Raw genomic sequence first — 24,213 nt, forward strand, 5'->3', positions numbered from 1 at the left:
CCGTGACCGATCTGACCCACCTGTCCATCGCAGACGCGCGCGACCAGCTGAAGGCCAAGGCCTTCACGGCGACCGAACTGACCGAGGCCTATCTCGCCGCCATGGAGAAGGGCCGCAGCCTCGGCGCCTATGTGCTGGAAACGCCCGAGAAGGCGCGTGCCATGGCCAAGGCCTCCGACGAGCGGCTGGCGCGCGGCGAGGGCAGGGCGCTGGAAGGCATCCCGCTCGGCGTCAAGGACCTGTTCTGCACCGAGGGCGTCCGCACCACCGCCTGCTCGCGCATCCTCGGCAATTTCGTGCCGTCCTATGAATCGACCGTCACCGCCAATCTGTGGGCCGACGGCGCCGTGATGCTCGGCAAGCTGAACAACGACGAATTCGCCATGGGCTCGTCCAACGAGACCTCGGCCTTCGGACCGGTCACCAACCCGTGGCGGCGCCAGGGCGACAACCGGTCCCTGGTGCCCGGCGGCTCGTCGGGCGGCTCGGCAACGGCGGTCTCGGCCTGGCTCTGCGCGGGCGCGACCGGCACCGACACCGGCGGCTCGATCCGCCAGCCAGCGGCCTTCACCGGCATCGTCGGCATCAAGCCGACCTATGGTCGCTGCTCGCGCTGGGGCATCGTCGCCTTCGCGTCCTCGCTCGATCAGGCCGGCCCCTTCGCCCGGACCGTGCGCGACGCCGCCATCCTCCTGAAGAGCTTCGCCTCGGTCGACCCGAAGGACACGACCTCGGCCGATCGGCCGGTGCCCGACTACGAGGCCGCGGTCGGCCGCTCGGTCAAGGGCATGGTGATCGGCATCCCGAAGGAATATCGCGTCGACGGCATGCCGGCGGAAATCGAGGCGCTGTGGAGCCAGGGCATCGCCTGGCTGAAGGCCGCCGGCGCCGAGATCCGCGAGATCTCGCTGCCGCACACCAAATATGCCCTGCCGGCCTACTATATCGTGGCGCCCGCCGAGGCCTCCTCGAACCTCGCCCGCTACGACGGGATCCGCTACGGCCTGCGCGTGCCCGGCAACGACATCGTGGACACCTACGAGAAGTCGCGTGCGGCCGGCTTCGGCGCCGAGGTGCGCCGGCGCATCATGATCGGCACCTATGTGCTTTCGGCCGGCTACTACGACGCCTATTACGTCCGCGCCCAGAAGGTCCGCACGCTGATCAAGCGGGACTTCGAACTGGCCTTCGAGGCCGGCGTCGATGCGGTGCTGACGCCTGCGACCCCGTCGGCCGCCTTCGGCATCGGCGAGAAGTCGGGCGGCGATCCGGTCGAAATGTACCTGAACGACATCTTCACCGTGACGGTCAACATGGCCGGCCTGCCCGGCATCGCAGTGCCGGCCGGGCTCGATTCCCAGGGGCTTCCGCTCGGCCTGCAGCTGATCGGCCGGCCTTTCGACGAGGAAACCCTGTTCCAGGTCGCCCAGGTGATCGAGGACGCGGCCGGGCACTTCTCGCCGACGCCGTGGTGGGGATGAGCCGCCCGCGGCAGCCCGCTTCCGGCTCGCGGCGCCGCGCCTTCGGCGCCGGCGGCCGTTTGCGCTCGCTCGGTCTCGGCCTGCTGGTCGCCGTCGGCCTGCCGGCCGGTCTCGTCCCGCCTCGGGCCATGGCGCAGACGGTGCGGACCTTCTCGGCCGCCGACCTCATGAAGGGCACGAAGGTTTCGCGCGAAGCCTGTGCGAAGCTTGAGACATCGGTCTTCGTCGAAGCGGAAGGCGACGCCGTCTGCATCCGCTACTACATCGCCGGCGACGCGCGCGGGAAGCGGGCCGCCGTCTTCTTTCCGGGCGACAGCATCGGCGCCGACGCCAAGGGCAAGATCGGCCCGGACCCGGGCTACCTGACCCAGGCGCCCGAATATGTGCAGGCCGCCGTCGGTGTCTGGTCGCAGCGGCTCGGCGTGCCGTTCATCTTCTTCGGACGGCCGGGCCTGCACGGGTCGTCGGGCTGGCATGGGGACCGTCGCACCCGGCGCGAGGTGGCGCTGACGCGGCTGGCGCTCGATGCCATCAAGGCCCGCGAGGGGCTCGCCGGCTACCACGTCGCCGGCATGTCGGGCGGCGGCATCCTGGCGGCGGCCGCATTGGCGAGCCGCGACGATGTCGGCTGCGCCGCGATCGGCTCGGCACCGCTCGATTTCTACGCCTTCGCCAAGACCTTCGCGATCCCGCTCCGGACCGACGGACCGCGCGCGCATTACGACCTGATGCCGGAAGCCGCCACGGTCGCCGGGCGGAAGAGCGCCCGCATCCTGTTCCTGACCTCGCCGAAGGACCGCGCGGTGCCGCCGGCGACCCAGCAGCCCTTCGTGGATGCGGTCAAGGCCGCGGGCGGTCGATATCTCCACCTCTTCACCGAGGGCCGTGGACCGGACCGGCACGCCCTGACCGAGAAGTCGCTGTTCAGCCTTGCGATGTGCATCGCCGGCGCCGCGGACGGGGAGATTGCGGCCCGCTACGGCAATACCGGGCCGGACGATCTGCCGCCGCCTTGAGCTTCCCTGTCCGGACTGCCGGCCAACCCCGGGTCGATCCAGGAACACATTCAGGAAACAATGTAATTGGAAATTTCCGGCGCGCCTATTTCATCGCAGCCGAGGAGATGAAATAAGAGGCGGTAAGCCGGACGTCACCGGCGCTCGTCTCGCTCCCGGTTTGCTTCGATCGCAGAATATGATTCCGGCATATGTCATCAACCTGAAGCTGCGGACCGATCGCGCCGAGCGGATCGGTCGGGTATTCGGAGATCTCGGGATCGACTACCAGCGCGTCGACGCGGTTCCGGCTGCCGAGATCGGCGCAGAACTGCATCGGACCTGGACGCGCCCGGGGCATGATCGACCGATCGGTGTGGGCCATGTCGCCTGTTTCCTCAGCCATATGCGCGCCTGGCAGGCGATCGCGGCGGCCCCGCATCGCTACGGGGTGGTGTTCGAGGACGACGTGATCGTCGCGCCGGACCTCGTCGACCTTCTGAGCCGGGACGATTGGATTCCGGATGGGGCGGACGTCGTGAAGCTCGAGACCAAGGTGACGCGGGAAACGCGGATCGACCGCCGCATCTCGGGCGCGTGCGGACAGCGCAAGGTGCATCGGCTGCGCGGCAAGCATCTCGGCGCGGCGGGCTACATCCTGGCGCGGCAGACGGCCGCGCGGCTGCTTCAGGCCGACCTGCCGAAATATCCGGTGGACCGGGTCCTGTTCCATGAGACCGAGGGCTATCTGGCGCAGTTCAACATCCACCAGGTGGTTCCCGGACTGTGCATTCAGGGCTCGGTTCTGGCGCGCCTGGAGAAGCGTTCGCCGGAGCGCGAGTTCGTCAGCGACATCGCCTATCTGACCCGCAGCGACCGGGTCGGGCCGAAGCCCGCCGCAGCCGCCGAAGCGGGGCGGCGGCATCGCCTCGGCGGCCTCCCGCGCCTGCGGGTTTCGCTGGCACGCCTCGGCTACGGCCTCGGTCTCCTGCTGCAGGGACAACGGGGTGGCGCCATTCCGTTCGTGCCTTGAGCCTTGAGCGTCCCGTGGCGGACCTGCGGCCGACGACCCGGTGCGGCCCCAAGTCCAGTTGCACAGGCGGGAACGAGGCAATCGAGGAGGCATTTCCATCGGCAGTACGGCCGCGGCAGCAGACCTTCCGAAAGGGAAATGTGCCATTAGAGCGATATATTGTACGAGCAGCATGACCGACGCTTCGCGGTGTTGCCCGTGCGACTCCGTGGGTTGAGTGACCTTCCGCACCGGAGTGCGCAGGTCTGATGTCGGGAGCATTGATGCCAATCAAAGCCTACGTCACCAATCTCGAGCGCCGAACCGATCGCGCCCAGAGAATGGTGCAATTGCTCGCCGACCGCGGAATCCCGTGCGAGATCGTGGCCGCCGTGGAATTCAGCGATCCCGAAATAGCGCCCGAGGTCGAGCGGCGCATTTCCATACCGGGCGGCGTCCGCAATCGCGCAGCCGTCGCCTGTACCATAAGCCACGAGCGTATCTGGCGCCGGATCGCGGAGGGTGAGGAGCCTCATGCGATCATTTTCGAGGACGATATCGTCATCGCTGACGATTTCGCCGCCATGCTGGCCGATCCTGCATTCGTTCCGGCGGATGCCGACATCGTCAAGATGGAGACCTTCTTTAAGCTACAGACCCGGATCGATCGGAAACCGACAGTGACGATCGGGCGCTACCGGCTGCATCGCCTGCGCGGCCACCATGTCGGCACGGCTGCCTATCTGTTGACCCGCAAGGGGGCCCGTGCGCTTCTGTCCCGCCCGTTGCCGCCTCGGGTGGTCGACTGGATCCTGTTCGACGAGATCGAAGGCGTTCTCAACGATCTGACCGTCTACCAGCTGGTCCCGGCCCCCTGCGCGCAAGGGTCGGTGCTCGCGAGCAAGCGCGACTGGCCCATGGACCCGGTCTTCGCCAGCGACGTGAAGCCTGGAGCCATCGAGGGCGACCGGGCGCGACGGAAGCCGAGGCTCCCCTTTACGACGCCGGACGAGCGCCCGCGCTATCTGACCAAGCGGCTTGGCTTCTCCCGAAGGTCTCAGTCGATCGAGCGTTACCTGCGGACAGCGGTGTGTCGGGCCATCTGGGCGGCGCGCGGACAAACGCTGGGCGAGGTGCCCTTCGTGCTCGACGAACCAGGGACGCAGACGCGGCCGACCGAAGAAGGCGCGTGAGCACCGATCTGACGGTCCGGCACCGCAGGCAAGAGGTCTTGGTCTGCCAGTCCGCCGGTTGGCCGCGGATGCGGCAAGGCCTTCGAGCCGCCCGCGCGGGCGAACGGGCCGGCATCCGGAGTGCCGTCGATCCGGCCGCCCCCCGATCCCAGTGCCGCACGGCCCGATCCCGAGGCGCGTGATCGTCCTCCCCTTGATCCGGGGGGCGCGAGGCAGTACCCACGGAGCACAGCGCCCGGTGACGCGGCGCGACCGAATTTGTCCGGGGCCTTTCATGAACGCAGTCGTCCGCACCGCCAAGCCGTCCCAGCTCATCCGTGGAGCGACCGGGGACTGGGAAATCGTGATCGGCCTCGAAGTCCACGCCCAGGTCAATTCCGAGGCGAAGCTCTTTTCCGGGGCCTCGACCACCTTCGGCAACGATCCGAATTCCAATGTCAGCCTGGTCGACGCGGCCATGCCGGGCATGCTGCCGGTGATCAATGTCGAATGCGTCCGCCAGGCGGTGCGCACCGGGCTCGGCCTGAAGGCCGCGATCAACCGGCGCTCGATCTTCGACCGGAAGAACTATTTCTATCCGGACCTGCCGCAGGGCTACCAGATCTCGCAGTACAAGAACCCGATCGTCGGCGAGGGCCGCATCCTGATCGACATGCCGGACGGCGAGACCATCGAGGTCGGCGTCGAGCGGCTGCATCTGGAGCAGGATGCCGGCAAGTCGATCCACGACCAGTCGCCGGTCTATTCCTTCGTCGACCTGAACCGCTCCGGCGTCGCCCTGATGGAGATCGTGTCGAAGCCCGACCTGCGCTCCTCGGAGGAGGCCAAGGCCTACGTGTCGAAGCTGCGCACCATCCTGCGCTATCTCGGCACCTGCGACGGCGACATGGAGAAGGGCAACCTGCGCGCCGACGTGAACGTCTCGGTGCACAAGCCCGGCACGCCCTTCGGCACGCGCTGCGAGATCAAGAACGTCAACTCGATCCGCTTCATCGGCCAGGCGATCGAATATGAGGCGCGCCGCCAGATCGGGATCGTCGAGGACGGCGGCACGATCGTGCAGGAGACCCGGCTGTTCGACCCCGGCAAGGGCGAGACGCGCTCGATGCGCTCGAAGGAAGAGGCGCACGACTACCGCTATTTCCCCGATCCGGACCTGCTGCCGCTCGAATTCAGCCAGGACTTCGTCGACGCGCTCGCCGCCCATCTGCCGGAACTGCCGGACGAGAAGAAGGCCCGCTTCGTGCGCGACTACGGCGTCACCCCCTATGACGCCATGGTGCTGACCCTGGAGCGCGCCTCGGCCGACTATTTCGAGGCAGTCGCCAAGGGGCGCGACGCCAAGGCGGCGGCCAACTGGGTGATCAACGAACTGTTCGGCCGCCTGAACAAGGAAGGCAAGGGCATCGAGGCGAGCCCGGTCTCCGCCGACCAGCTCGGCGCGATCGTCGACCTGATCGGCGACAGCACCATCTCGGGCAAGATCGCCAAGGACCTGTTCGAGATCGTCTGGGCCGAGGGCGGCGATCCGCGCGCCATCGTCGAGACCCGCGGCCTAAAGCAGGTGACCGATACCGGCGCCATCGAGGCGGCCTGCGATGCGGTCATCGCGGCCAATCCCGACAAGGTCCAGCAGGCCAAGGCCAAGCCGACCATGATCGGCTGGTTCGTCGGCCAGGTCATGAAGCAGACCGGCGGCAAGGCCAACCCGCAGGCCGTCAACGACATGCTGAAGGGCAAGCTCGGCATCGAGTGACCGACAGCCGCTTCATCGAGCCTTCCTCCTGCGTGAACGAAATCGGCCGTCGCCCTGAGGCGACGGCCGATTGATTCTGCGACGAAAACCGGACCGGACTCGCGGACCGGCTGGGAGACCCATGCCGGGCCGGGGGCCGGGCCGACGGTCACATGAACAGTCGCTCGCCCTTGATGTCCTTGTAGAGATGGGCGACCTCGGCGGCATAGCCGTTGTAAAGCTGGGTCGGGACGCTCTCGCCGGTCGACAGCACGCGCTCGTGGGCCTGGCTCCAGCGCGGATGAGAAACCTCCGGGTTCACATTGGCCCAGAAGCCGTATTCACTGTCCTGCAGCTGTTCCCAGAAGGTCTTCGGCCGCTCGGCCGTGAAGGTGAAGCGCACGATCGACTTGACCGACTTGAAGCCGTATTTCCACGGCACGGCGAGGCGCAGCGGCGCGCCATGCTGGTTCGGCAGCGGTTTGCCATAGGCGCCGACCGCGATGAAGGCGAGGTCGTTGGTCGCCTCGGCCAGGGTCAAACCCTCGGTATAGGGCCAAGGATAGCCGGGCGAGCGCTGGTAGGGCGACTGGCTCGGATCCATGAAGGTCTGCATTTTCAGATACTTGGCGCCGGACTGCGGCTTGGCCAGCTTGACCAGCTCGGCCAGCGCGAAGCCGGTCCAGGGAATCGTCATCGACCAGGCCTCGACGCAGCGCAGCCGGTAGAGCCGCTCCTCGAGTGGCATCTTCTGGACGAGTTCGGTGAAATCGAGCGTGATCGGCGCCTCGACCAGGCCATCGATGGTGACCTGCCAGGGGCGCGTCTTCAGCCGCTTGGCTGCGCCGGCGACCGATTTCGACGTGCCGAACTCGTAGAAATTGTTGTAGCTCGCATTGTCGGCCTCCGGCGTCAGCGGCCGGTCGAGCTTGAAGGCCTCGTTGCGCTTGGCCGGCAGAAGCCGGGCCAGCGGATCGTCGTCGGCCCGCGCCGGGCGCGCCATCAGGGCGGCGCCGGCGGCCAGGCCGCCGAAACCCGCCAGCACCGCGCGCCGGTCCCAGAACAGGGCCTCCGGCGTCGCCGCACTCTCCGCCACCTGCCAGCGCCTGCGCTTCACGATGTTCATGTCGGTCTCTCCCCTTGCCCCGTCCGATACGTCCCAATCTGGCGGATCGTTACGGTTGGGCAAGCCGGGCAGGGGTCAAGCCATCGTGAGCGGCGGCAGCGGCATTGCATCCGAACGGAAAGGGCCGGCCCGATGGCCGGCCCTCCCATGTACTTCGACCCGTCCGGTAGCACCCCGCCGGGGTCGCCCCGGACAGGGTCGCGCCGGCCAGGGGCGCCCGGACCGGTCACGCCGCGCGGGCGGCCTTCTGCCGTTCCAGCACCTTGGCGGCGAGATGGCCGGACAGTTCGGCGAGATGTTCGAACCGTGCGCGGAAAGTGCCGACGCCGGCCGTGGCCGAGCGCAGCTCTACGATCAGGTGCTGCATCTCGGCCTGCGGGATCAGCGCCTGGACGGTGTCCCAGCCGGCCCAGTCGGTGCGGGCATCGAAGCCGAGCAGCTGGCCGCGCCGCCCGGTGACGATCTGGTTGATCCGGGCCGTCGCGTCGGACGGGCAGGCGATCTCGACCCTCAGGATCGGTTCCAGCAAGATCGGCTGGCAGTTCGGCAAGCCCTCGCGCATGCCGATCTGGGCGGCGGTCTTGAAGGCCATGTCGGAGCTGTCGACCGTATGGTAGGAGCCGTCGACCAGCCGGACGGCGAGATCGACGACGGGGAAGCCGAGCGCGCCGGCCTTGAGGCAATCGGCGACGCCCTCCTCGACGGCCGGGATATAGTTGCGCGGTACCACGCCGCCGGTGATCGCCTCGGTGAACACGAAGCCGGAGCCCCGCGGCAGCGGCGCGATCTCCAGCACCACGTCGCCGAACTGGCCGTGGCCGCCGGACTGCTTCTTGTGCCGGCCGCGCACGGTGGTCTTGCCGCGGATCGTTTCGCGATAGGGCACCGAGATCGGCCTGAACTCGACCGTCACGCCGAACTTGGCCGTCAGACGCTCGAAGGCGACGCGCAGGTGCATCTCGCCCTGGCCCTCGACCAGCGTCTCGCCGGTCTCGGCATCGTGGCTGATGCGGATCGACGGGTCCTCCTCGGCGATGCGGGTCAGGGCCGCATTCAGCTTGACCTCGTCCTTGCGGTCGGTCGGGACCACGGCGGTGCCCATGACCGGTTCCGGCGGCGTCAGGGTGGCGAGCCGGGGCGTGCCGGTCTTGGCGGTGGTCAGCGTGTCGCCGGTATGGGCGACCTCGACCTTGGCCAGGCCGACCGTCTCGCCCGCGATCGCCTCGCCGCGTTTCGTCGTCTCCTTGCCCTGGATGCGGTAGAGGCCGGAGATCCGGTCGCCGGCGCCGTTCGGGTCGAACAGGGTCGCGCCCTCGGCGAGCTTGCCGGCGAGCACGCGCGCGATCGACATCTTGCCGCCGTGCTGGGTGTGCAGCGTCTTCACGACCTGCACCACGGCCTCGCCCGGGCCGGCATTGAGGCCGAGCCGGTCGGCGGTGGCGGCGACCGACGGGGCGTCGTGCCGGATCGCCTTGAGCAGCCGCGTGACGCCGTTGCCGCGTTCGGCCGAGCCGATGAAGACCGGGCAGATCAGACCCTCGCGGGTCTCCCGGCGCAGGTCCTCGAAAATCTCGTCGCGCGGCGGCTCGATGTCGGAGAGCAGTTCCTCCATCAGATGGTCGTCGTAGTCGGCGAGCTTCTCCAGCATCTGGTAGCGCGCCTCGACCTCCTGGGCCCGGTCGGCGTCCGGGATCGGGACGATCTCGCTTTCGGCATGCTCGCGGAAGACATGGGCGCGCTCGAGCGCGAGATCGATCGTGCCGATCGCGATGCCTTCCTTCCAGATCGGGATCTGGCGCAGCACCATCGGCACCGTCGAGGCGGTCTGCATCAGTTCCAGCGTCTCGCGCAGGCTCTGGTCGGCCTTGTCGATCTTGTTGAGAAACAGGACATGGGGGACGCCGCGCGTCTCCAGGAGCTTCAACGTCAGTTGCAGCGCGGGAATCTTCTTCTGATCGGCCTCGCAGACCACCACCGCCATGTCGACGCCGGGCAGCACCGCTTCGCCCTCGAACAGGAACTCGACCGAGCCCGGGCAGTCGAGGATCGTGAAGCGCTCGCCAAGGAATTCGCAGTCCGCCACGTTCAACTCGACGCCCATGCGGTGCGCGCGCGCCTCCGGCGCGGCGTCGCCGAGGCTGGTGCCGTCCGCCACGCGGCCGGCCTTCGGGATTGCCCCCGTGCGCTCGAGGATCGCTTCGAGCAGGGACGTCTTGCCGCTCGCGAAGGGACCGACCAGTGCCACGCAGCGGGGGCCGGCTTGTCTGCCACGTCCCGCATTGCCTCCGATACCTGTCGAACCGTCTGCCATGATTGCCTCCCGTTCTTGGTATGTTCACACCAGCCCGTCCCCGCGGATCAGGGAAGAGCCGCGGGGATGGCACCGGGTCGAGGCGGAGGCGACCGCCTCTGGGTTCGCATGGTCGCGCGATGTCAGGTCGCTGGCAAGGGTCGCCGCGTTGCCGGAGCCTCGGTAGCAATCCGGAGCCGGTTCACCGAGCCGTGCTCCCGAGCCCGTGCGGGATGTCCCCCCGTGCGGTTCGGACTGTGCTAGGATCGTCGCATTCGCAATGGACCAGGAGGGGCTCGGCGCCCGCGTTCACGGCATGATCGGTCTGGAACTTCTGTTCTTTTTCGCCCTGACGCTCGTGAACGGGTTCTTCGCGATGTCGGAAATGGCCCTTGTGTCGGCGCGCCGGGCGCGACTCGGGCCGCTCGCCGAATCGGGCGATCTGCGCGCCCAGCGCGCCATCGAACTCGGCGAGAACCCGACCCGGTTCCTGTCTTCGGTTCAGATCGGCATCACGGTCACCGGCCTCCTAGCCGGTGCGGCGTCCGGTGCGGCCCTGGCCGGCCGCTTCGCCGAGTTCCTGATCTTCGCCGCGCCCGGCATTCAGGCCTGGGCCGACGAGATCGCCTTCACGGTCGTGATCGTGTTCATGACCTTCGTCACGCTGATCTTCGGCGAGTTGGTCCCGAAGCGGATCGCGATCGCCGCCCCCGAGCCGATCGCGCTGTGGGTGGCCGGACCGATCTCGGTCGTCAGCCGGATCGCCTCGCCCTTCGTCGGGCTGCTCTCGATCGCCTCGAATGCCGTGCTGACCCTGTTCGGCGTGCGCGAATCGACCGGCGGCGAGGTGACCGAGGAAGAGGTGATGCATGTGCTGGCGGAGGGCGTGCAGGCCGGCGTGCTCGACCCGGAGGAGCGCGAACTCCTCGAGGGCGTGATGCGCGTCGCCGACCGTCCGGTCCGGGCGATCATGACGCCGCGCCCCGATCTCTATTGGATCGACCCGAACGATCCGCCCGAGCAGATGCGGCGCGAGATCGCCGAATGCCCCTATTCGCTGGTGGTCGTCGCGACTGGTTCGATCGATGAGCCGACCGGCGTCGTCTACAAAAAGGACCTGCTCGCCGACGCTCTGGCCGGCCGCCCTGTCGATATCGCCGCGGCCCTGCGGGAACCGATCGTGGTGCCGGAAAACGCCCAGGTGCTCAAGCTGCTGGAGACCTTCCGCGGCACCCCGACCCATTGCGCCTTCGTGGTCGACGAGTATGGCAGCCTGCAGGGACTGATCACGCTGACCGACATCATCGAGGGCATCGCCGGCGATCTCGCCGATGTCGATGCGCCGCATGGCGGACCGGTGCGCCGGGACGACGGATCCTGGCTGCTCGACGGCGACACCGATATCGGCGATCTGGAACGGCTCGTCGACCTGCCCGAACTCGAGCATGGCAGCTACCACACCCTCGGCGGCCTGATGCTATCGGTGCTGAATCGCATCCCGACGGAGGGCGAGAAGGCCGTGATCGGCGATTTCGTTTTCGAAGTCATGGACATGGACGGCCGGCGGATCGACAAGGTGCTGATCTCGCCGCGTCCGACCGGGCGCGCCGTTCCGGAAGAAGACGTCGCCTGAACATTGCCGTCCCGACGGACGGTGCACCAAGACCGGCCGGCGCACCAAGACCGGCGCACCGTTCGGGCGCCCCCGGAGGCTGACTTCGGGGGTCTTCGGGGAATGGAACGCTCGACGATCGCTTGGGCCGCGTGGGTTCCCCGGCGGGATCGTCGGCTTTCGTGCCGGGGTGGTACCGGGGGCGGAGCCATCGCGATGGCATCGTCCCCCGGCCTTCAACGGACCGGCCCGCCGTCGCGGAGACGGTCGGTGATGCCGGCCCTGCTCAGCAGGCCCGGGCGCCCTTGTCGGTGCAGCAGGGCGGCGGCGTGCCGCGGTCCGCATCGCCGGGCGGGGTGCAGGTCGGCTCGTCGGGCTTCTTCTTCTTCTTGACCAGCTGGCCGCCGGAGATGGCCTGCGCGACGGCGCCGCCGGCCTGGGTCGACCAGGTGTCCGGATCGTCCTCGCGGTGGCGGCGCATCAGCGACTTCTGCTGCCCGAAATAGACCTTCACGCCACCCAGGCCGGCCGCATAGCCGTGCTCGCCGACGCGGCCTTCCGCGAACAGCGCGACATTGCCCCAGCCGGTCGAGGCCGGCAGCTGATACTCGACGCCGCCGCGGCCCTGATTGCCGGCGAAGTCGTTGCGCCAGCCGGCATAGACGCGCAGGTCGTCGGTTGCATAGAGCGAGGCGACCGCATCGATGAAGCCGCGCGTCTTGATCATGTTGCCATATTCGACGCCGGCGATCGCCGACAGGCTGACCCGGTCGAGATAGAGCTCGCCTTCCGCCGCGACGCGACCGAGGTTGAAGTCGCCCTTCGGTGCCTTGGTGGTGTAGCCGTCGGCATAGACGCCGAGCAGCGCGAAGGACGGGTTGCGCCAGAACAGATGCCCGCCGACCGCACCGCCGAACTCGCCGCGCGCCGTCTCGCCGGCCACGTCGAGCTGGACGCCGAAGCTATGGCCGAGCGGCATCGCGACCGAGCCGGCCAGCCGGCCGAAGGCATGGTCGCGGAAGGTCTTGTCGCCCCACTCATAGCCGCCGGCACCCTCGATCTTGCCGTTGAGGCCCGAGACGGCGTCGAGCGCCTGCTGGGTCACGACCGGAACCGCCGGACTGACCGGCACCAGCGGCCGGGAAAGATCGGCCGCCGAGGCCGCAGAGGCGGCCGTGAGAACCACGGCACCAGCCAACATCGTCGCGCGTATCATAATGCCATCCCCGGACTCGGTATTTTTGAAGTTATCGACCCTCGCATGGGGCCGGACAAAGCAAAAGCGCGGCCACCGGGGCCGCGCTCGCATTCCGTCTGCTGTTGCCCAGGGGTCACGCGCACCGGTCCGACCGGTCTCGCGCGCCCTCGCGATCAGCAGCGCGTGCTCTTGGCATCGCAGCAGGGGGTGCGGGTGTCGCACGGCGGCGGCGGCGGTTCCGGCTTGTCCTTCTTCTTCTTGACCAGCTGGCCGCCGGAGATGGCCTGCGCGACGGCGCCGCCGGCCTGGGTCGACCAGGTGTCCGGATCGTCCTCGCGATGGCGGCGCATCAGCGACTTCTGCTGCCCGAAATAGACCTTCACGCCACCGAGGCCGGCCGCATAGCCGTGCTCGCCGACGCGGCCTTCCGCGAACAGCGCCACATTGCCCCAACCGGTCGAGGCCGGCAGCTGATACTCGACGCCGCCGCGGCCCTGATTGCCGGCGAAGTCGTTGCGCCAGCCGGCATAGACGCGCAGGTCGTCGGTCGCATAGAGCGAGGCGACCGCGTCGATGAAGCCGCGCGTCTTGATCATGTTGCCATATTCGACGCCGGCAATCGCCGACAGGCTGACCCGGTCGAGATAAAGCTCGCCCTCCGCCGCGACGCGGCCGAGGTTGAAGTCGCCCTTCGGTGCCTTGGTGGTGTAGCCGTCGGCATAGACGCCGAGCAGCGCGAAGGACGGGTTGCGCCAGAACAGATGCCCGCCGACCGCACCGCCGAACTCGCCGCGCGCCGTCTCGCCGGCCACGTCGAGCTGGACGCCGAAGCTATGGCCGAGCGGCATCGCGACCGAGCCGGCCAGCCGGCCGAAGGCATGGTCGCGGAAGGTCTTGTCGCCCCACTCATAGCCGCCGGCACCCTCGATCTTGCCGTTGAGGCCCGAGACGGCGTCGAGCGCCTGCTGGGTCACGACCGGGACCGCCGGGCTGACCGGAACCAGCGGCCGGGAAAGATCGGCCGCTGAGGCGACGGACGCCGTTCCCACAACCAGCGTACCGATCAGAAGGTTTCGAAGGATCATTGCGCCACCCCGGACTCGCATTCTTGTTTGACGCAAACGTTTGCATGCCCAGCGTGGCGCCGGAAGAGCAACGGAATACCGCAGCCAGAGATTCGCGTTCGCTGTTGCCCGTCGGGCACGGTCGGCGCCGGTGGTGCTTCGGCGCCAGGCGCGTGCACGGCATCGCGCAACGACAAAAGGCCGGCCAGGGCGCACCCGGGACCGGCCTTCGGCTGCGCGGCCACAAGAAGGCCGCGCTTCGATACGAGATCCGATTACTCGGGCTTGCAGGGCCGATCTGCCTTTGTGCAGGTCGGCTTGTTGTTCTTCTTCTTCTTGTCGAACGTTCCGCCGGACACGGCCTGGCTGGCCGCGGCGTAGTTCTCGTTCGACCAGATCTCCGGGTCATCCTCGCGATGGCGGCGCCAGAGCGACTTCGACTCGCCGAAATAGACCCGCACGCCGCCGAGCACCGAGGCGTAGCCGTGCTCGCCGATGCGGCCTTCGCCGAACAGCGCGAAATTGCCCCAGCCGGAGCTCGGCGGCAGCTGGTATTCGAGGCCGGCGCGGCCCTGGCTGCCCGCGAAGGTGTTCGAATAGCCCGCATAGAGGCGGAGATCGTCCTGGACATACCAGGAGGCCAGCGCGTCGACGAAGGCGCGCGACTTGGTCCGGTCGCCGCTTTCCACGCCGGCGATGCCGGAGAGGCGGAAGCGGTCGAAATAGTATTCGCCTTCGACGCCGAGACGGGCCACGTTCAGGCTGCCGCGCGGCACCTGGGTCGTGAAGCCGTCGGCATAGATGCCGAGCAGGCCGATCGAAGGATTGCGCCAGAAGGCGTGGCCGCCGAGCGCGCCGACCCAGTCGCCGCGGGTCGCGGCCGCCGAGGCGTCGATCTGAACGCCGAATTCCGGCCCGATCGGGAAGGCGATCGCGCCGGAGATCTTGCCGAGCGCATGATTGGAGAACTTGTCGCCCCACTCGTAGCCGCCGGCGATGTCGAACTTGGCGTTGACCGTGGACACCGCGTTGTAGTTCGCGGGCAGGATCACCGGAGCCGCCGGAACGACATAGGGCGCCGGCGCGGTCAGATCGGCGGCGACAGCCGGCGCAGCCAAGGCTGCCATCGCGGCGGCAGCGCAACTCGCCATCACGGCGTTTCGGACAACGAAGCCAACCATAAGCACCCCCACATACGGGCCTGACCCCGACAGATCGCCACCCTGGAATTTTTGTCCCGGATCGGCAATCGGATTCCCCAGAGGCGGCGGGACCTGCCGCCGGAATCCCGGATGGCGTGGCTTTCGGGAGACTCATATGCCGAAAACGGCAGAACCGCCGCGGCGGCCAGGCCAGCGCGGCGGTTCCGATGATCTTCAGGCTTCGGACGAAGCGTTCAGCGGGTCGCGGTCAGGGTCAGCCCGGCGATGCCGGCCGCGATGTTGGCGCCGGTCTGCGCCTGGACGCTGATCGGATTGAGGATGATCGAGTTGCCGAAGCCGCCGATCAGCGCATTGGCGCCGACGCCGACGCCGACGGTCGCTTCCGCGGAGGCGCCGACATAGCCGCCGGCCAGCGCGCCGTGCGGCACGGCGGCCGGAGCCAGCACCGCCCAGGCGATGCCGGTGAAGTTGACCGCGCCGATATCGATGCCGAGGCGGGTGATCTCGCCCGCATAGGTCTCGCGCTTGTTGCTCGCCGCAGAGACATAGGTGCAGGCGAGCGTGCGATGCGAGCCGACGATGAAGCCGGTGCCGCCGACCACCTGGCAGTTCAGCACGCCGAGCCGGATCGGGCCGTCGGCGGTCGCCGGGGCGACGGCGAGGGGGGCGGCCGCGAGGGCGACGGCGAGAAGAGCGGTACGAATGGTCATGGCGTGATCCCGTGCGATGGAACGGTCTGGCAAATCGAGGCCGGCGTGATTCGGCCGACCGCGTCATGGTTGGATCAGATCGTTAAGGCGACGCTGCAAGCGCTGTCAACGCTGCAACAGTCCGTAGCTGGAATGCCCCGGGGCGGTTTCGATTTGGGGAATGGGCGGACGAAGTTCCCGCCCCGCCCGCCGAACTGAAATCAACCGTTTCATGAACAAACACCGTGAAGCGATTGTCTTATCTCATGATAGACCCGCGAGAAGCGTCCCGCTCCGGTCCGCGGCCCGTCCCGAACCCGGGCGGCCGCTCCGTCGGCAAGCCCCCGCGGGGGCCCGGCGGCGAGCGATCCGCCGGGCCGTGCGACCCGGCACCGGCGATTCGGTCCCGGTCCGCTGCGCGCGGTCCGCCGTCAGCCGAAGCGCGCCTCCATGGCGCGGCGGACGCGCACGGCTTCGCTGCCGGCGTCGACCGTCACGTCGGCCCAGCTGACGACGGCGCCCGCCGCCACGTCGCGCACCAGCGGCACGCGATGGGCGAGGCCGATCGGAAGGGCACCTTCGGCAAGCGAGCGGGCGGCGGGGATGCACTTGCCCCACACGGTCCAACCGCCTTCGCCGTCGAGCGTTTCGCCGGCCTTCAGGTCGCGCTTGGCGACTGCCACCGCGTCGCCGGCGAAGGTCCGCGTCGAGCCGGTTGCCTCGCCGCGCAGGGCGGCGTTGAGCACCGAGATGCCGAGTTCCAATCCGATCAGGTGATAGGGCTTGTACATCGCGGCGTAGCGGCCGCTGGCATCGGTCTTCAGGCCATATTGCCGGAAGCAGGCGGCGGCATAGTCCGACAGCGCCTCCAGGATGACGTAGACGCCCCAGCGCAGATCGCGGAAGACCGGGCGGCCGTCGCGCTCGAGCGAGGAAACCACCTCGACCATGCCGGTCGTCTCCAGGACGCCGCCGGCCGCCTTCGGGCGCAGAATATGCGGCAGGTCGTCGACGCCGCAGGGCGGGAACAGCAGGCCGTCGGAGGGCGGCGTCAGCTCGCAGGCATTGGCGATCGCTGCCATCTCGATCGCCGACTTGGTGCCGTCCAGGAAGGAATTGAACATCTGCGGGTTCATGCCCGCCGCCGCCGCCTCGGCCGGCGTCAGGCCGTAGTGGGTCCATACATCGTCGGGCGTCACCTGGTGGAAGACCGGCAGATATTTGGTGCCCTTGCCGGCGCAGGCGACCCGGAAGCCGGCCGCGCGCGCCCAGTCGACCATCTCCGAGGTCAGCGCCGGCTGGTCGCCATAGGCCATCGAATAGACCACGCCGGCCGAGCGCGCCGCGGCGGCGAGTTCGGCGCCGGCCAGCACGTCGGCCTCGACATTGACCATCACGACATGCTTGCCGGCGCGGATCGCCGCGAGCGCATGGCGGATGCCGGCCGCTGGATGCCCGGTCGCCTCGATCACCACCTCCACGTCGTCGCGCGCCGCGAGCGCGGCACCGTCGTCCAGAAAGGCGGTCGCGGCCAGGCGCTGGTCGTCCCAGCCGACCGTCCGGCAGGCCTGGCGAGCCCGGTCCGGCGCGAGATCGGCGATGGCGGCGATCTCCAGGCCGGGCGTGGTCGGCACCTGGGCGAGGAACATCGAGCCGAACTTGCCGGCGCCGATCAGGCCGGCGCGGACCGGCCGGCCGGCATCGCGGCGGGCGGCGAGAAGAGACATCAGGTTCATGGGACGGACGTTTCCGGATGTTGTTGATTGCGGGCCGGATGGTACCGGCGGCGCCGCGCCTTGTCCCATGTGCTGGCGCGGCAGCTCGGTTGCACCGCGAGCCGGGATGGTCCGCCATGCGGTCCGCGCCGAGGTCAGCCGCTGGTCATCGGGGACCAATGCGCCTATCTGCAGCCATGAGGCGAAGCGGAGCCGCCGAGAGTGGTGCCGCGATCGTCCGGATCGCGCGGCCCGGACCGGCAGGGCGGTAGCCGACTGGACAAGGGGCGAGGCGTGCGGGCCATGACTGCGAAGATCGTCCTTGTCGTGCTCGCCATCCTGGCGGCATCGGCTGTCGCTGCCGTGGCGCTCTGGAACTGGGTCGGCGCCGGGGACCTGTCCGGGCATGGCTGGCTCGCCTTGACCCTCGGCACTGTGTTCTCGCTGGTCATCGGCATCGGGCTGATGGCGCTGGTCTTCGTGTCGAGCCGGCGCGGTTACGACGATCCGGATGCCTCCGCCTGAGGCGGAATGGCGGCCTTGCGCCGGCCGCGCAGCTCGTGCTTTGCCTGCGCTTCGGATCTGCGGTAGGTGTCTCGGCGCTGCACAGCGTGCCGCCGTAAGCGTTACCGTCAAGCAACGCATCGCCAGACCCGGGTTACCGGGGTCGTGACGGTGCGTCTCACGCCCGCGGCACGATCCTCGTCCGGGTCAGTCCTTTCGAGGTTTTCATGACTTCGTTCGAGTTGCCCCGCCGTTCCCGGCGCCTTCCGGCCCGCTACAATGCCCTCGCCCTGCCGCTGGTCCTGTCCATCATGATGACCTTCGTCGTGTCGGGGATTTCGACCGTCAAAGCGCTCGGTTTCGTGCCGGGCTTCCTGGCCGCCTGGATGTCGGCCTGGGGCGTCTCCTGGCTGGTCGCCTTCCCGACGCTCCTGGTGGTCATGCCGCTGGTTCGTCGCATCGTCGCCATGGCCGTCGAGCCGCCCGGCCGGTGATCGGACCGGCCCCGGCGGGCGGTTCCGGCGGGCAGTTCCCGTGCGGGGCCGCCCTGCGCGGGCGTGGCTTGTTCGGGAGGGGGCTTGTTCCCGAAGGGCGGTGCGATTAGGGTCCCGCCGCCTTTCGCACCCGCGAAATCCCCATCCGGAGCATTGCCATGGGCTTCCTCGCCGACTCGCTCAGCCGCATCAAGCCGTCCGCCACGATCGCCGCGACCAACAAGGCGCGCGAACTGAAAGCGGCCGGCCGCGACGTGATCGGTCTCGGCGCCGGCGAGCCGGACTTCGACACGCCCGACAACATCAAGGAAGCCGCCATCAAGGCGATCCGCGACGGGCTGACCAAGTACACCGCCGTCGACGGCATCCCGGAGCTGAAGCAGGCGATCATCGCCAAGTTCAAGCGCGAGAACGGGCTTGACTACAAGCCGAGCCAGGTCTCGGTCGGCACCGGCGGCAAGCAGGTGCTCTACAACGCGCTGCTGGCGACGATCAATCCCGGCGACGAGGTGATCATCCCGGCGCCCTATTGGGTCAGCTATCCCGACATCGTGATGCTCGGCGGCGGCGAGCCCGTCTTCGTCGGCACCACGATCGAGACCGGCTTCAAGGTCACGGCCGAGGCGCTGGAACGCGCCATCACGCCGAAGACCAAGTGGTTCATCTTCAACTCGCCATCGAACCCGTCGGGTGCAGCCTATACGCATGCCGAGATCAAGGCCCTGACCGACGTGCTGGTGCGCCATCCGCATGTCTGGATCCTGACCGACGACATGTACGAGCACCTCGTCTACGACGACTTCACCTTCGCCACCCCGGCGCAGGTGGAGCCGGCGCTCTACGAGCGGACGCTGACCATGAACGGCGTCTCCAAGGCCTATTGCATGACCGGCTGGCGCATCGGCTACGGCGCCGGTCCGGAGAAGCTGATCAAGGCGATGGCGACGCTGCAGTCGCAGTCGACCTCGAACCCGTCCTCGATCTCGCAATATGCGGCCGTCGAGGCGCTGAACGGGCCGCAGGACTTCATCCCGCGCAACAACGCGGTCTTCAAGCAGCGCCGCGACCTGATCGTCTCGATGCTGAACCAGGCGCGCGGGCTGACCTGCCCGACGCCGGAGGGCGCCTTCTACGTCTATCCGTCCTGCGCCGGCACGATCGGCCGCACCGCGCCCTCCGGCAAGGTGATCGGCTCCGACGAGGATTTCGTCACCGAGCTTCTGGAGGCGGAAGGCGTCGCGGTGGTGCAGGGCTCGGCCTTCGGCCTGGCGCCGCATTTCCGCATCTCCTATGCGACCGCCACCGACCAGCTCGAAGAGGCCGGCCGCCGCATCCAGCGCTTCTGCGGCAACCTGCGCTGATGGAACGATCGGGACGGGTGGTTTCCATCCGTCCCGGGACTGCGCACCGCTGATCCTTCGGCCCCCGGTCCCCGTCGATTTGTGGTGCGGCCCCTCGCGCCGCGCGTCCGTTCAGGCCTGCTTCATCGGGTCCGCGGCAGGATGACGGCTGACGCATCGGCCGACCGGAGAGGCACCATGAAACTGCGCTTGGGCATGGCGGCCCTGATCCTGGCCGTCGGATATGCGGCTCCGGCTTCTGCCGACGGCGCCGCGCCCGGCGTGGTCGCGGGCGGCAGTCCGGATGTCGCGGTCAACGGTCGCCCGGCGGCGCAGACCGGGGCGGCGGTGACGGGGGGCGGCGTGATCGTCGGCGGATCCCCGAATGTCTTCATCAACGGCAAGCCGGCCGCACTCGCCGGCAGCGCGACCGATTGCGGCGGCGTGGTCGTCGGCGGCAGCGCCAATGTGCTGGTCAACGGCAAGCCGCTGGCCTCGGCCGGCACGGCCGCGACCGGATGCCCGGCCCGATAGGGCCCGGCGCGGCGAGGCCTATCACCAAGACCCGGTCACGATCCACCTTTTGAGGCGTCACGCCCTGACGCGGACGTAGCTGCCCGGCGCGTCTTCGATCGGCTTCAGCTTGCGGCCGCCGGGCTTGCGCGCCTTGACGGTCTCGGGCGCGAGGCCGGAGACCCAGGTCTGCCAATGGCCCCACCAGGTGCCGGGGGTCTCGTCCGCCTTGGCGATCCAGTCCTCCAGCGTGCCCTTGACCTTGCCGCCGGTCCAGAACTGGTATTTCGGCTTCGCGGCCGGATTGACCACGCCGGCGATGTGACCGGAGCCGGCCAGGACATATTCGACCGGGCCGCCGAAATATTTCGAGCCCTCGAACACCGAACGCGCCGGGGCGATGTGGTCCTCGCGGGCAGCGAGATTGTAGACCGGGATGCGGACCTTCTTCAGGTCCAGCGTCTCGCCGGCCATGACCATGTCGCCCTTGGTCAGCCGGTTTTCCAGATAGCAGTTGCGCAGGTAGTAGCTGTGGTTCGCCGCCGGCATCCGGGTGGAATCGGAGTTCCAGAACAGGAGATCGAACGGGAAGGGCTCCTTGCCCTTCATGTAGTTGTTGATGAAATAGGGCCAGATCAGGTCGTTCGAGCGCAGCATGTTGAAGGCCGAGGCCATCTTCTTGCCTTCGAGATAGCCCTTCTCCTTCATGCGCTCTTCGAGGATGCGGATCTGGTCCTCGTCGACGAAGACCTTCAGGTCGCCCGCATAGGTGAAATCGACCTGGGTGGTGAAGAAGGTCGCGCTCTTGATCCGGTCGTCGCCGATCGCCGCGCAATAGGCCAGCGTGACCGCCAGCAGGGTGCCGCCGACGCAGTAGCCGATCGCATTGGCCTGCCGGTCGCCGGTCGCCTGCTCGATCACGTCGAGGGCCGTCAGGATGCCTTCCTTCATGTAGTGCTCGAAGGACTTGTCGGCCTGCCGGGCATCCGGATTGACCCAGGAGATCACGAACACCGTATGGCCTTCGCCGACCGCCCAGCGGATGAAGCTCTTCTCCGGATTGAGATCGAGAATGTAGAATTTGTTGATCCAGGGCGGCACGATCAGCAGCGGCCGCTTCAGGACCTTCTCGGTCGTCGGCTCATATTGCAGGATCTGGCAGACGTCGTTCTGGAAGATCACCTTGCCGGGCGTGGTGGCGAGATTCTCGCCGACCTTGAAGCGCCCCTCGCTCGCCTGCCGGATCTTCAGATCGCCGCCGCCGGCGACGATGTCCTCGGCCATCATCCGGATGCCGCGGACCAGATTCTCGCCCGACGACTGCATGGTTTCGCGCAGCAGTTCCGGGTTGGTCAGCAGGAAATTGGTCGGCGCCAGCGCCGAGGTGATCTGGCGCATGAAGAATTCCGCCTTGTGGCGGATATGCGGCTCGAGTCCCTCGGCCTCCTCGACCATGTCCTCGGCCCAGCGCGAGGTGGTCAGGTACATCTGCTTGACGAAGTCGAAGAACTGGTTCTCCCGCCAGTCGGGGTCCTGGAAGCGCTTGTCGCGCGGATCCGGCTCCACCGCCGGCGCGACAGTCTCGCCGGCCATCCGCTTCAGCGAGCGGTCCCAGATGTCCATGTAGCCGGTCACCAGCCGGCGCTGCGCCTCCATGGCGCGCTGCGGGTCGGACAGCCAGTACTCGCCGACATGGGCGAGCGTCTTGAAGACATGGGCGAGCTCGTCGGCCAGTTCGTCCTTGGCCTGGCCTTCCTCGCGCGGCTTCAGATAGGCGGCGGCGGCGCGGCCGGCCTGCTCGACGACCCGGGCCAGGTTCTGCGCGAAGGCCTCCGGATTCTTGACGATGTATCTGAGCAGCGGGCTCTCGGATTCGCCTTCCGCGGCCATGGACGTTCCCTCAAGATCTCGTCACCGTTGCGAAGCCTTCGCCTCCGATCGGACCCCGCTTGCGGCGTCTCGGCGGCCGCGATCCGGGGGGAGGCGAGGGCCCATGACTTGACTTTCTATGTGGCAGGTCGGACCGCCGCCGACAACAGCGACTTCCGTTGTGTCGCGCACAAACTTCGCGCCCGAATCGACCGCCGTCCCGGCGGCCTTGCGGCGCAAGGTCCTGGGTGTCGCGCGGGCGGAGATCTGGTAAAAGCGCCGACCGGCCTGTATGGCTGTCACGATTCCGCCGCGGAGCGGGTCGATTTCGGAACAACGGGAGAAGGGCGCCGGCGATTGTCGCCGGATGGCCGCGGTCACATCACAAAAGGACGTTCGCCATGGACGAGTTCCACAAGATCCGACGGCTGCCGCCGTACGTGTTCGAGCAGGTCAACCGTCTCAAGGCACAGGCGCGCGCGAACGGCGCCGACATCATCGATCTCGGCATGGGCAATCCCGACCTGCCGACCCCGCGCTTCATCGAAGAGAAGCTGATCGAGACGATCGGCAAGCCGCGCACCAACCGCTATTCGGCCTCCAAGGGCATCGCCGGCCTGCGCCGCGCCCAGGCCGCCTATTACGATCGCCGCTTCGGCGTGAAGCTCAATCCGGACACCCAGATCGTCGCGACGCTCGGTTCGAAGGAAGGCTTCGTCAACATGGCGCAGGCGATCACCGCGCCGGGCGACGTGATTCTGGCGCCGAATCCGAGCTATCCGATCCATGCCTTCGGCTTCCTGATGGTCGGCGGCGTGATCCGCTCGGTGCCCTGCGAGCCCGGCCCGGCCTTCTTCGAGGCGCTCGAGCGGGCGGTCGTGCATTCGATCCCGAAGCCGCTCGCGGTCGTGCTGTGCTATCCGTCCAACCCGACCGCGATGACCGCCGATCTCGACTTCTACCGGGACTGCGTCGCCTTCGCGAAGCGGCACGGCATCTTCCTCCTGTCCGATCTCGCCTATTCGGAGATCTATTTCGACAACGACCCGCCGCCCTCGATCCTGCAGGTGCCGGGTGCCACCGAGGTGGCGGTCGAATTCACCTCGATGTCGAAATCCTTCTCGATGCCGGGCTGGCGCATCGGTTTCGCGGTCGGCAACGAGCGGCTGATCGCGGCCCTCGCGCGGGTCAAGAGCTATCTCGACTACGGCGCCTATACGCCGATCCAGGTCGCCGCCGCCGCCGCGCTCAACTCGGGCGACGCCGCCATCGAGGAAATCCGCGAGACCTATAAGAAGCGCCGCGACGTGATGGTCGAGAGCTTCGGCAAGGCCGGCTGGGACATTCCCGCGCCGCGCGCCTCGATGTTCGCCTGGGTGCCGATCCCGGAGAAGTTCCGCAAGCTGGGCAGCCTGGAATTCTCCAAGCTCCTGGTCGAGAAGGCCGATATCGCGGTCGCGCCGGGCATCGGCTTCGGCGAGCACGGCGACGAATATGTGCGCATCGCGCTGGTCGAGAACGAGCAGCGCATCCGCCAGGCCGCCCGCAACGTGCGCCGCTTCTTCGACGGCGCCGACAAGATCCTGCACAACGTCATCCCGATGGCGGCCCATCGCTGAGCGGGCCTCTGCGGACCGCTGCGCTCGGAGGTGGGTGCGGCGGCGCCGATGTCATCGGCCAGGGCGGATAGCCCGGCACGACGCGCGCCGACGGGAACAACGAGGTCGAACCGATGGATGCAGCGCGCGAAGCTCTGAACACCCTGCTCGGATCCTTCATCGGCTTCGCCGAGCAGATGCTCGAGCAGCATGGCGAGTTCTACCCCTATGCCGGGGCCATGAAGCCCACCGGCGAGGTGGTCAGCATCGGCCACCATGACGGCGACGAGCAGCCGCCGCGGATCGAGGCGCTCGAAAGCCTGCGCGGCTTCCTCGCTGCCGAAGCCGCGGCCGGCCGCATCGACGCGACGGCGCTCTTCTACGACTGCCGCGTCAGCGTGCCGGACTCCGATGCGATCTCCGACGCCATCGCGGTCGAACTCGACCACCGGTCCGGATCGTCGCTGGTCTGCTATCTGCCCTATCGTCTGGCGGACGGAACCCTGGAGACCGGGGACATCTTCGCCAACGAAGGGGCGAATGCCGTGTTCGGCGCCGGCTAGCTGCGGAGACGAACCCGACCGGCACGGCCGCCCACCGGAACGGCGCGCGCGTAAACCAC

Annotated in this window: 20 protein-coding genes; 12 read left to right on the forward strand and 8 right to left on the reverse strand. The window is 68.2% G+C overall.

Annotated features, from left to right (window positions below; all coding sequences use genetic code 11):
• Positions 1 to 2 precede the first annotated feature (2 nt).
• From gatA to gatB, 5 genes are all read left to right on the forward strand, one after another.
• Positions 3 to 1,481, forward strand: coding sequence for an Asp-tRNA(Asn)/Glu-tRNA(Gln) amidotransferase subunit GatA (gatA, locus tag ABB55_RS00450; RefSeq protein ID WP_054357045.1), 1,479 nt, complete (start codon positions 3 to 5; stop codon positions 1,479 to 1,481).
• Positions 1,478 to 2,497 carry a prolyl oligopeptidase family serine peptidase gene (locus ABB55_RS00455; protein WP_054357046.1) on the forward strand — a complete coding sequence of 340 codons (1,020 nt, stop codon included), beginning with the start codon at positions 1,478 to 1,480 and terminating at the stop codon, positions 2,495 to 2,497. The genes gatA and ABB55_RS00455 overlap by 4 nt, the downstream gene beginning before the upstream one ends.
• 178 nt (positions 2,498 to 2,675) lie before the next feature.
• Positions 2,676 to 3,509 carry a glycosyltransferase family 25 protein gene (locus ABB55_RS00460; RefSeq protein ID WP_054357047.1) on the forward strand — a complete coding sequence of 278 codons (834 nt, stop codon included), beginning with the start codon at positions 2,676 to 2,678 and terminating at the stop codon, positions 3,507 to 3,509.
• A gap of 263 nt (positions 3,510 to 3,772) precedes the next feature.
• Complete coding sequence (locus ABB55_RS00465) at positions 3,773 to 4,681, forward strand: glycosyltransferase family 25 protein (RefSeq protein WP_054357048.1); 909 nt, start codon at positions 3,773 to 3,775, stop codon at positions 4,679 to 4,681.
• A gap of 274 nt (positions 4,682 to 4,955) precedes the next feature.
• A complete protein-coding gene (gene gatB, locus ABB55_RS00470) occupies positions 4,956 to 6,437 on the forward strand; it encodes an Asp-tRNA(Asn)/Glu-tRNA(Gln) amidotransferase subunit GatB (RefSeq protein ID WP_054357049.1) in 1,482 nt (493 codons plus the stop codon).
• A gap of 148 nt (positions 6,438 to 6,585) precedes the next feature.
• On the opposite strand, the gene msrP is transcribed toward gatB, so the two are convergent.
• Together msrP and ABB55_RS00480 are read right to left on the reverse strand one after the other, a co-directional pair.
• Positions 6,586 to 7,542 carry a protein-methionine-sulfoxide reductase catalytic subunit MsrP gene (gene msrP, locus ABB55_RS00475; RefSeq protein WP_054357050.1) on the reverse strand — a complete coding sequence of 319 codons (957 nt, stop codon included), beginning with the start codon at positions 7,540 to 7,542 and terminating at the stop codon, positions 6,586 to 6,588.
• Positions 7,543 to 7,768: 226 nt separating this feature from the next.
• Positions 7,769 to 9,853: an elongation factor G gene (locus tag ABB55_RS00480; protein WP_152981860.1), complete on the reverse strand. Its 2,085-nt coding sequence runs from the start codon at positions 9,851 to 9,853 to the stop codon at positions 7,769 to 7,771.
• A 259-nt stretch (positions 9,854 to 10,112) separates the two neighbouring features.
• Here ABB55_RS00480 and ABB55_RS00485 point away from each other — a divergent pair, with 259 nt between their 5' ends.
• Positions 10,113 to 11,465, forward strand: coding sequence for a hemolysin family protein (locus tag ABB55_RS00485; RefSeq protein ID WP_054357051.1), 1,353 nt, complete (start codon positions 10,113 to 10,115; stop codon positions 11,463 to 11,465).
• 265 nt (positions 11,466 to 11,730) lie between these two features.
• Here ABB55_RS00485 and ABB55_RS00490 read toward each other — a convergent pair whose 3' ends face one another.
• The 5 genes from ABB55_RS00490 to ABB55_RS00510 form a co-directional block, all read right to left on the reverse strand.
• Positions 11,731 to 12,630, reverse strand: coding sequence for a hypothetical protein (locus ABB55_RS00490; protein ID WP_054357052.1), 900 nt, complete (start codon positions 12,628 to 12,630; stop codon positions 11,731 to 11,733).
• A gap of 185 nt (positions 12,631 to 12,815) precedes the next feature.
• Positions 12,816 to 13,727 (reverse strand): hypothetical protein, encoded by a 912-nt coding sequence (locus ABB55_RS00495; RefSeq protein ID WP_054357053.1) that lies wholly within the window; start codon positions 13,725 to 13,727, stop codon positions 12,816 to 12,818.
• 254 nt (positions 13,728 to 13,981) lie between these two features.
• Positions 13,982 to 14,824 carry a hypothetical protein gene (locus ABB55_RS00500; RefSeq protein WP_152981861.1) on the reverse strand — a complete coding sequence of 281 codons (843 nt, stop codon included), beginning with the start codon at positions 14,822 to 14,824 and terminating at the stop codon, positions 13,982 to 13,984.
• A gap of 278 nt (positions 14,825 to 15,102) precedes the next feature.
• On the reverse strand, positions 15,103 to 15,579 hold the full coding sequence (locus ABB55_RS00505) for a DUF992 domain-containing protein (RefSeq protein ID WP_054357055.1): 477 nt from the start codon (positions 15,577 to 15,579) through the stop codon (positions 15,103 to 15,105).
• Positions 15,580 to 15,989: 410 nt separating this feature from the next.
• On the reverse strand, positions 15,990 to 17,294 hold the full coding sequence (locus ABB55_RS00510) for an NAD(P)H-dependent oxidoreductase (RefSeq protein WP_054357056.1): 1,305 nt from the start codon (positions 17,292 to 17,294) through the stop codon (positions 15,990 to 15,992).
• A gap of 282 nt (positions 17,295 to 17,576) precedes the next feature.
• Here ABB55_RS00510 and ABB55_RS00515 point away from each other — a divergent pair, with 282 nt between their 5' ends.
• The 4 genes from ABB55_RS00515 (at position 17,577) to ABB55_RS00530 (ending at position 20,145) form a co-directional block, all read left to right on the forward strand.
• Entirely contained in the window at positions 17,577 to 17,798 is a 222-nt protein-coding gene (locus ABB55_RS00515) for a hypothetical protein (RefSeq protein WP_054357057.1), read from the forward strand.
• A 206-nt stretch (positions 17,799 to 18,004) separates the two neighbouring features.
• A complete protein-coding gene (locus ABB55_RS00520; protein ID WP_054357058.1) occupies positions 18,005 to 18,271 on the forward strand; it encodes a DUF2798 domain-containing protein in 267 nt (88 codons plus the stop codon).
• 158 nt (positions 18,272 to 18,429) lie between these two features.
• Positions 18,430 to 19,632 (forward strand): pyridoxal phosphate-dependent aminotransferase, encoded by a 1,203-nt coding sequence (locus tag ABB55_RS00525; protein ID WP_054357059.1) that lies wholly within the window; start codon positions 18,430 to 18,432, stop codon positions 19,630 to 19,632.
• A gap of 177 nt (positions 19,633 to 19,809) precedes the next feature.
• The gene (locus tag ABB55_RS00530; protein WP_054357060.1) at positions 19,810 to 20,145 is read left to right on the forward strand and encodes a PAAR domain-containing protein; all 336 of its coding nucleotides are present in this window, start codon (positions 19,810 to 19,812) and stop codon (positions 20,143 to 20,145) included.
• Between the two features lie 57 nt (positions 20,146 to 20,202).
• Here the strand turns inward: ABB55_RS00530 and phaC are convergent, their stop codons facing one another.
• Complete coding sequence (gene phaC / locus ABB55_RS00535) at positions 20,203 to 22,014, reverse strand: class I poly(R)-hydroxyalkanoic acid synthase (protein WP_054357061.1); 1,812 nt, start codon at positions 22,012 to 22,014, stop codon at positions 20,203 to 20,205.
• Between the two features lie 380 nt (positions 22,015 to 22,394).
• Here phaC and ABB55_RS00540 point away from each other — a divergent pair, with 380 nt between their 5' ends.
• Positions 22,395 to 23,612 carry an LL-diaminopimelate aminotransferase gene (locus ABB55_RS00540; RefSeq protein ID WP_054357062.1) on the forward strand — a complete coding sequence of 406 codons (1,218 nt, stop codon included), beginning with the start codon at positions 22,395 to 22,397 and terminating at the stop codon, positions 23,610 to 23,612.
• A gap of 113 nt (positions 23,613 to 23,725) precedes the next feature.
• Complete coding sequence (locus ABB55_RS00545; RefSeq protein WP_054357063.1) at positions 23,726 to 24,154, forward strand: hypothetical protein; 429 nt, start codon at positions 23,726 to 23,728, stop codon at positions 24,152 to 24,154.
• Positions 24,155 to 24,213: the final 59 nt, after the last annotated feature.

Origin of the sequence: Prosthecodimorpha hirschii (assembly GCF_001305515.1) — a bacterium.
GTDB classification, from domain to species: domain Bacteria; phylum Pseudomonadota; class Alphaproteobacteria; order Rhizobiales; family Ancalomicrobiaceae; genus Prosthecodimorpha; species Prosthecodimorpha hirschii.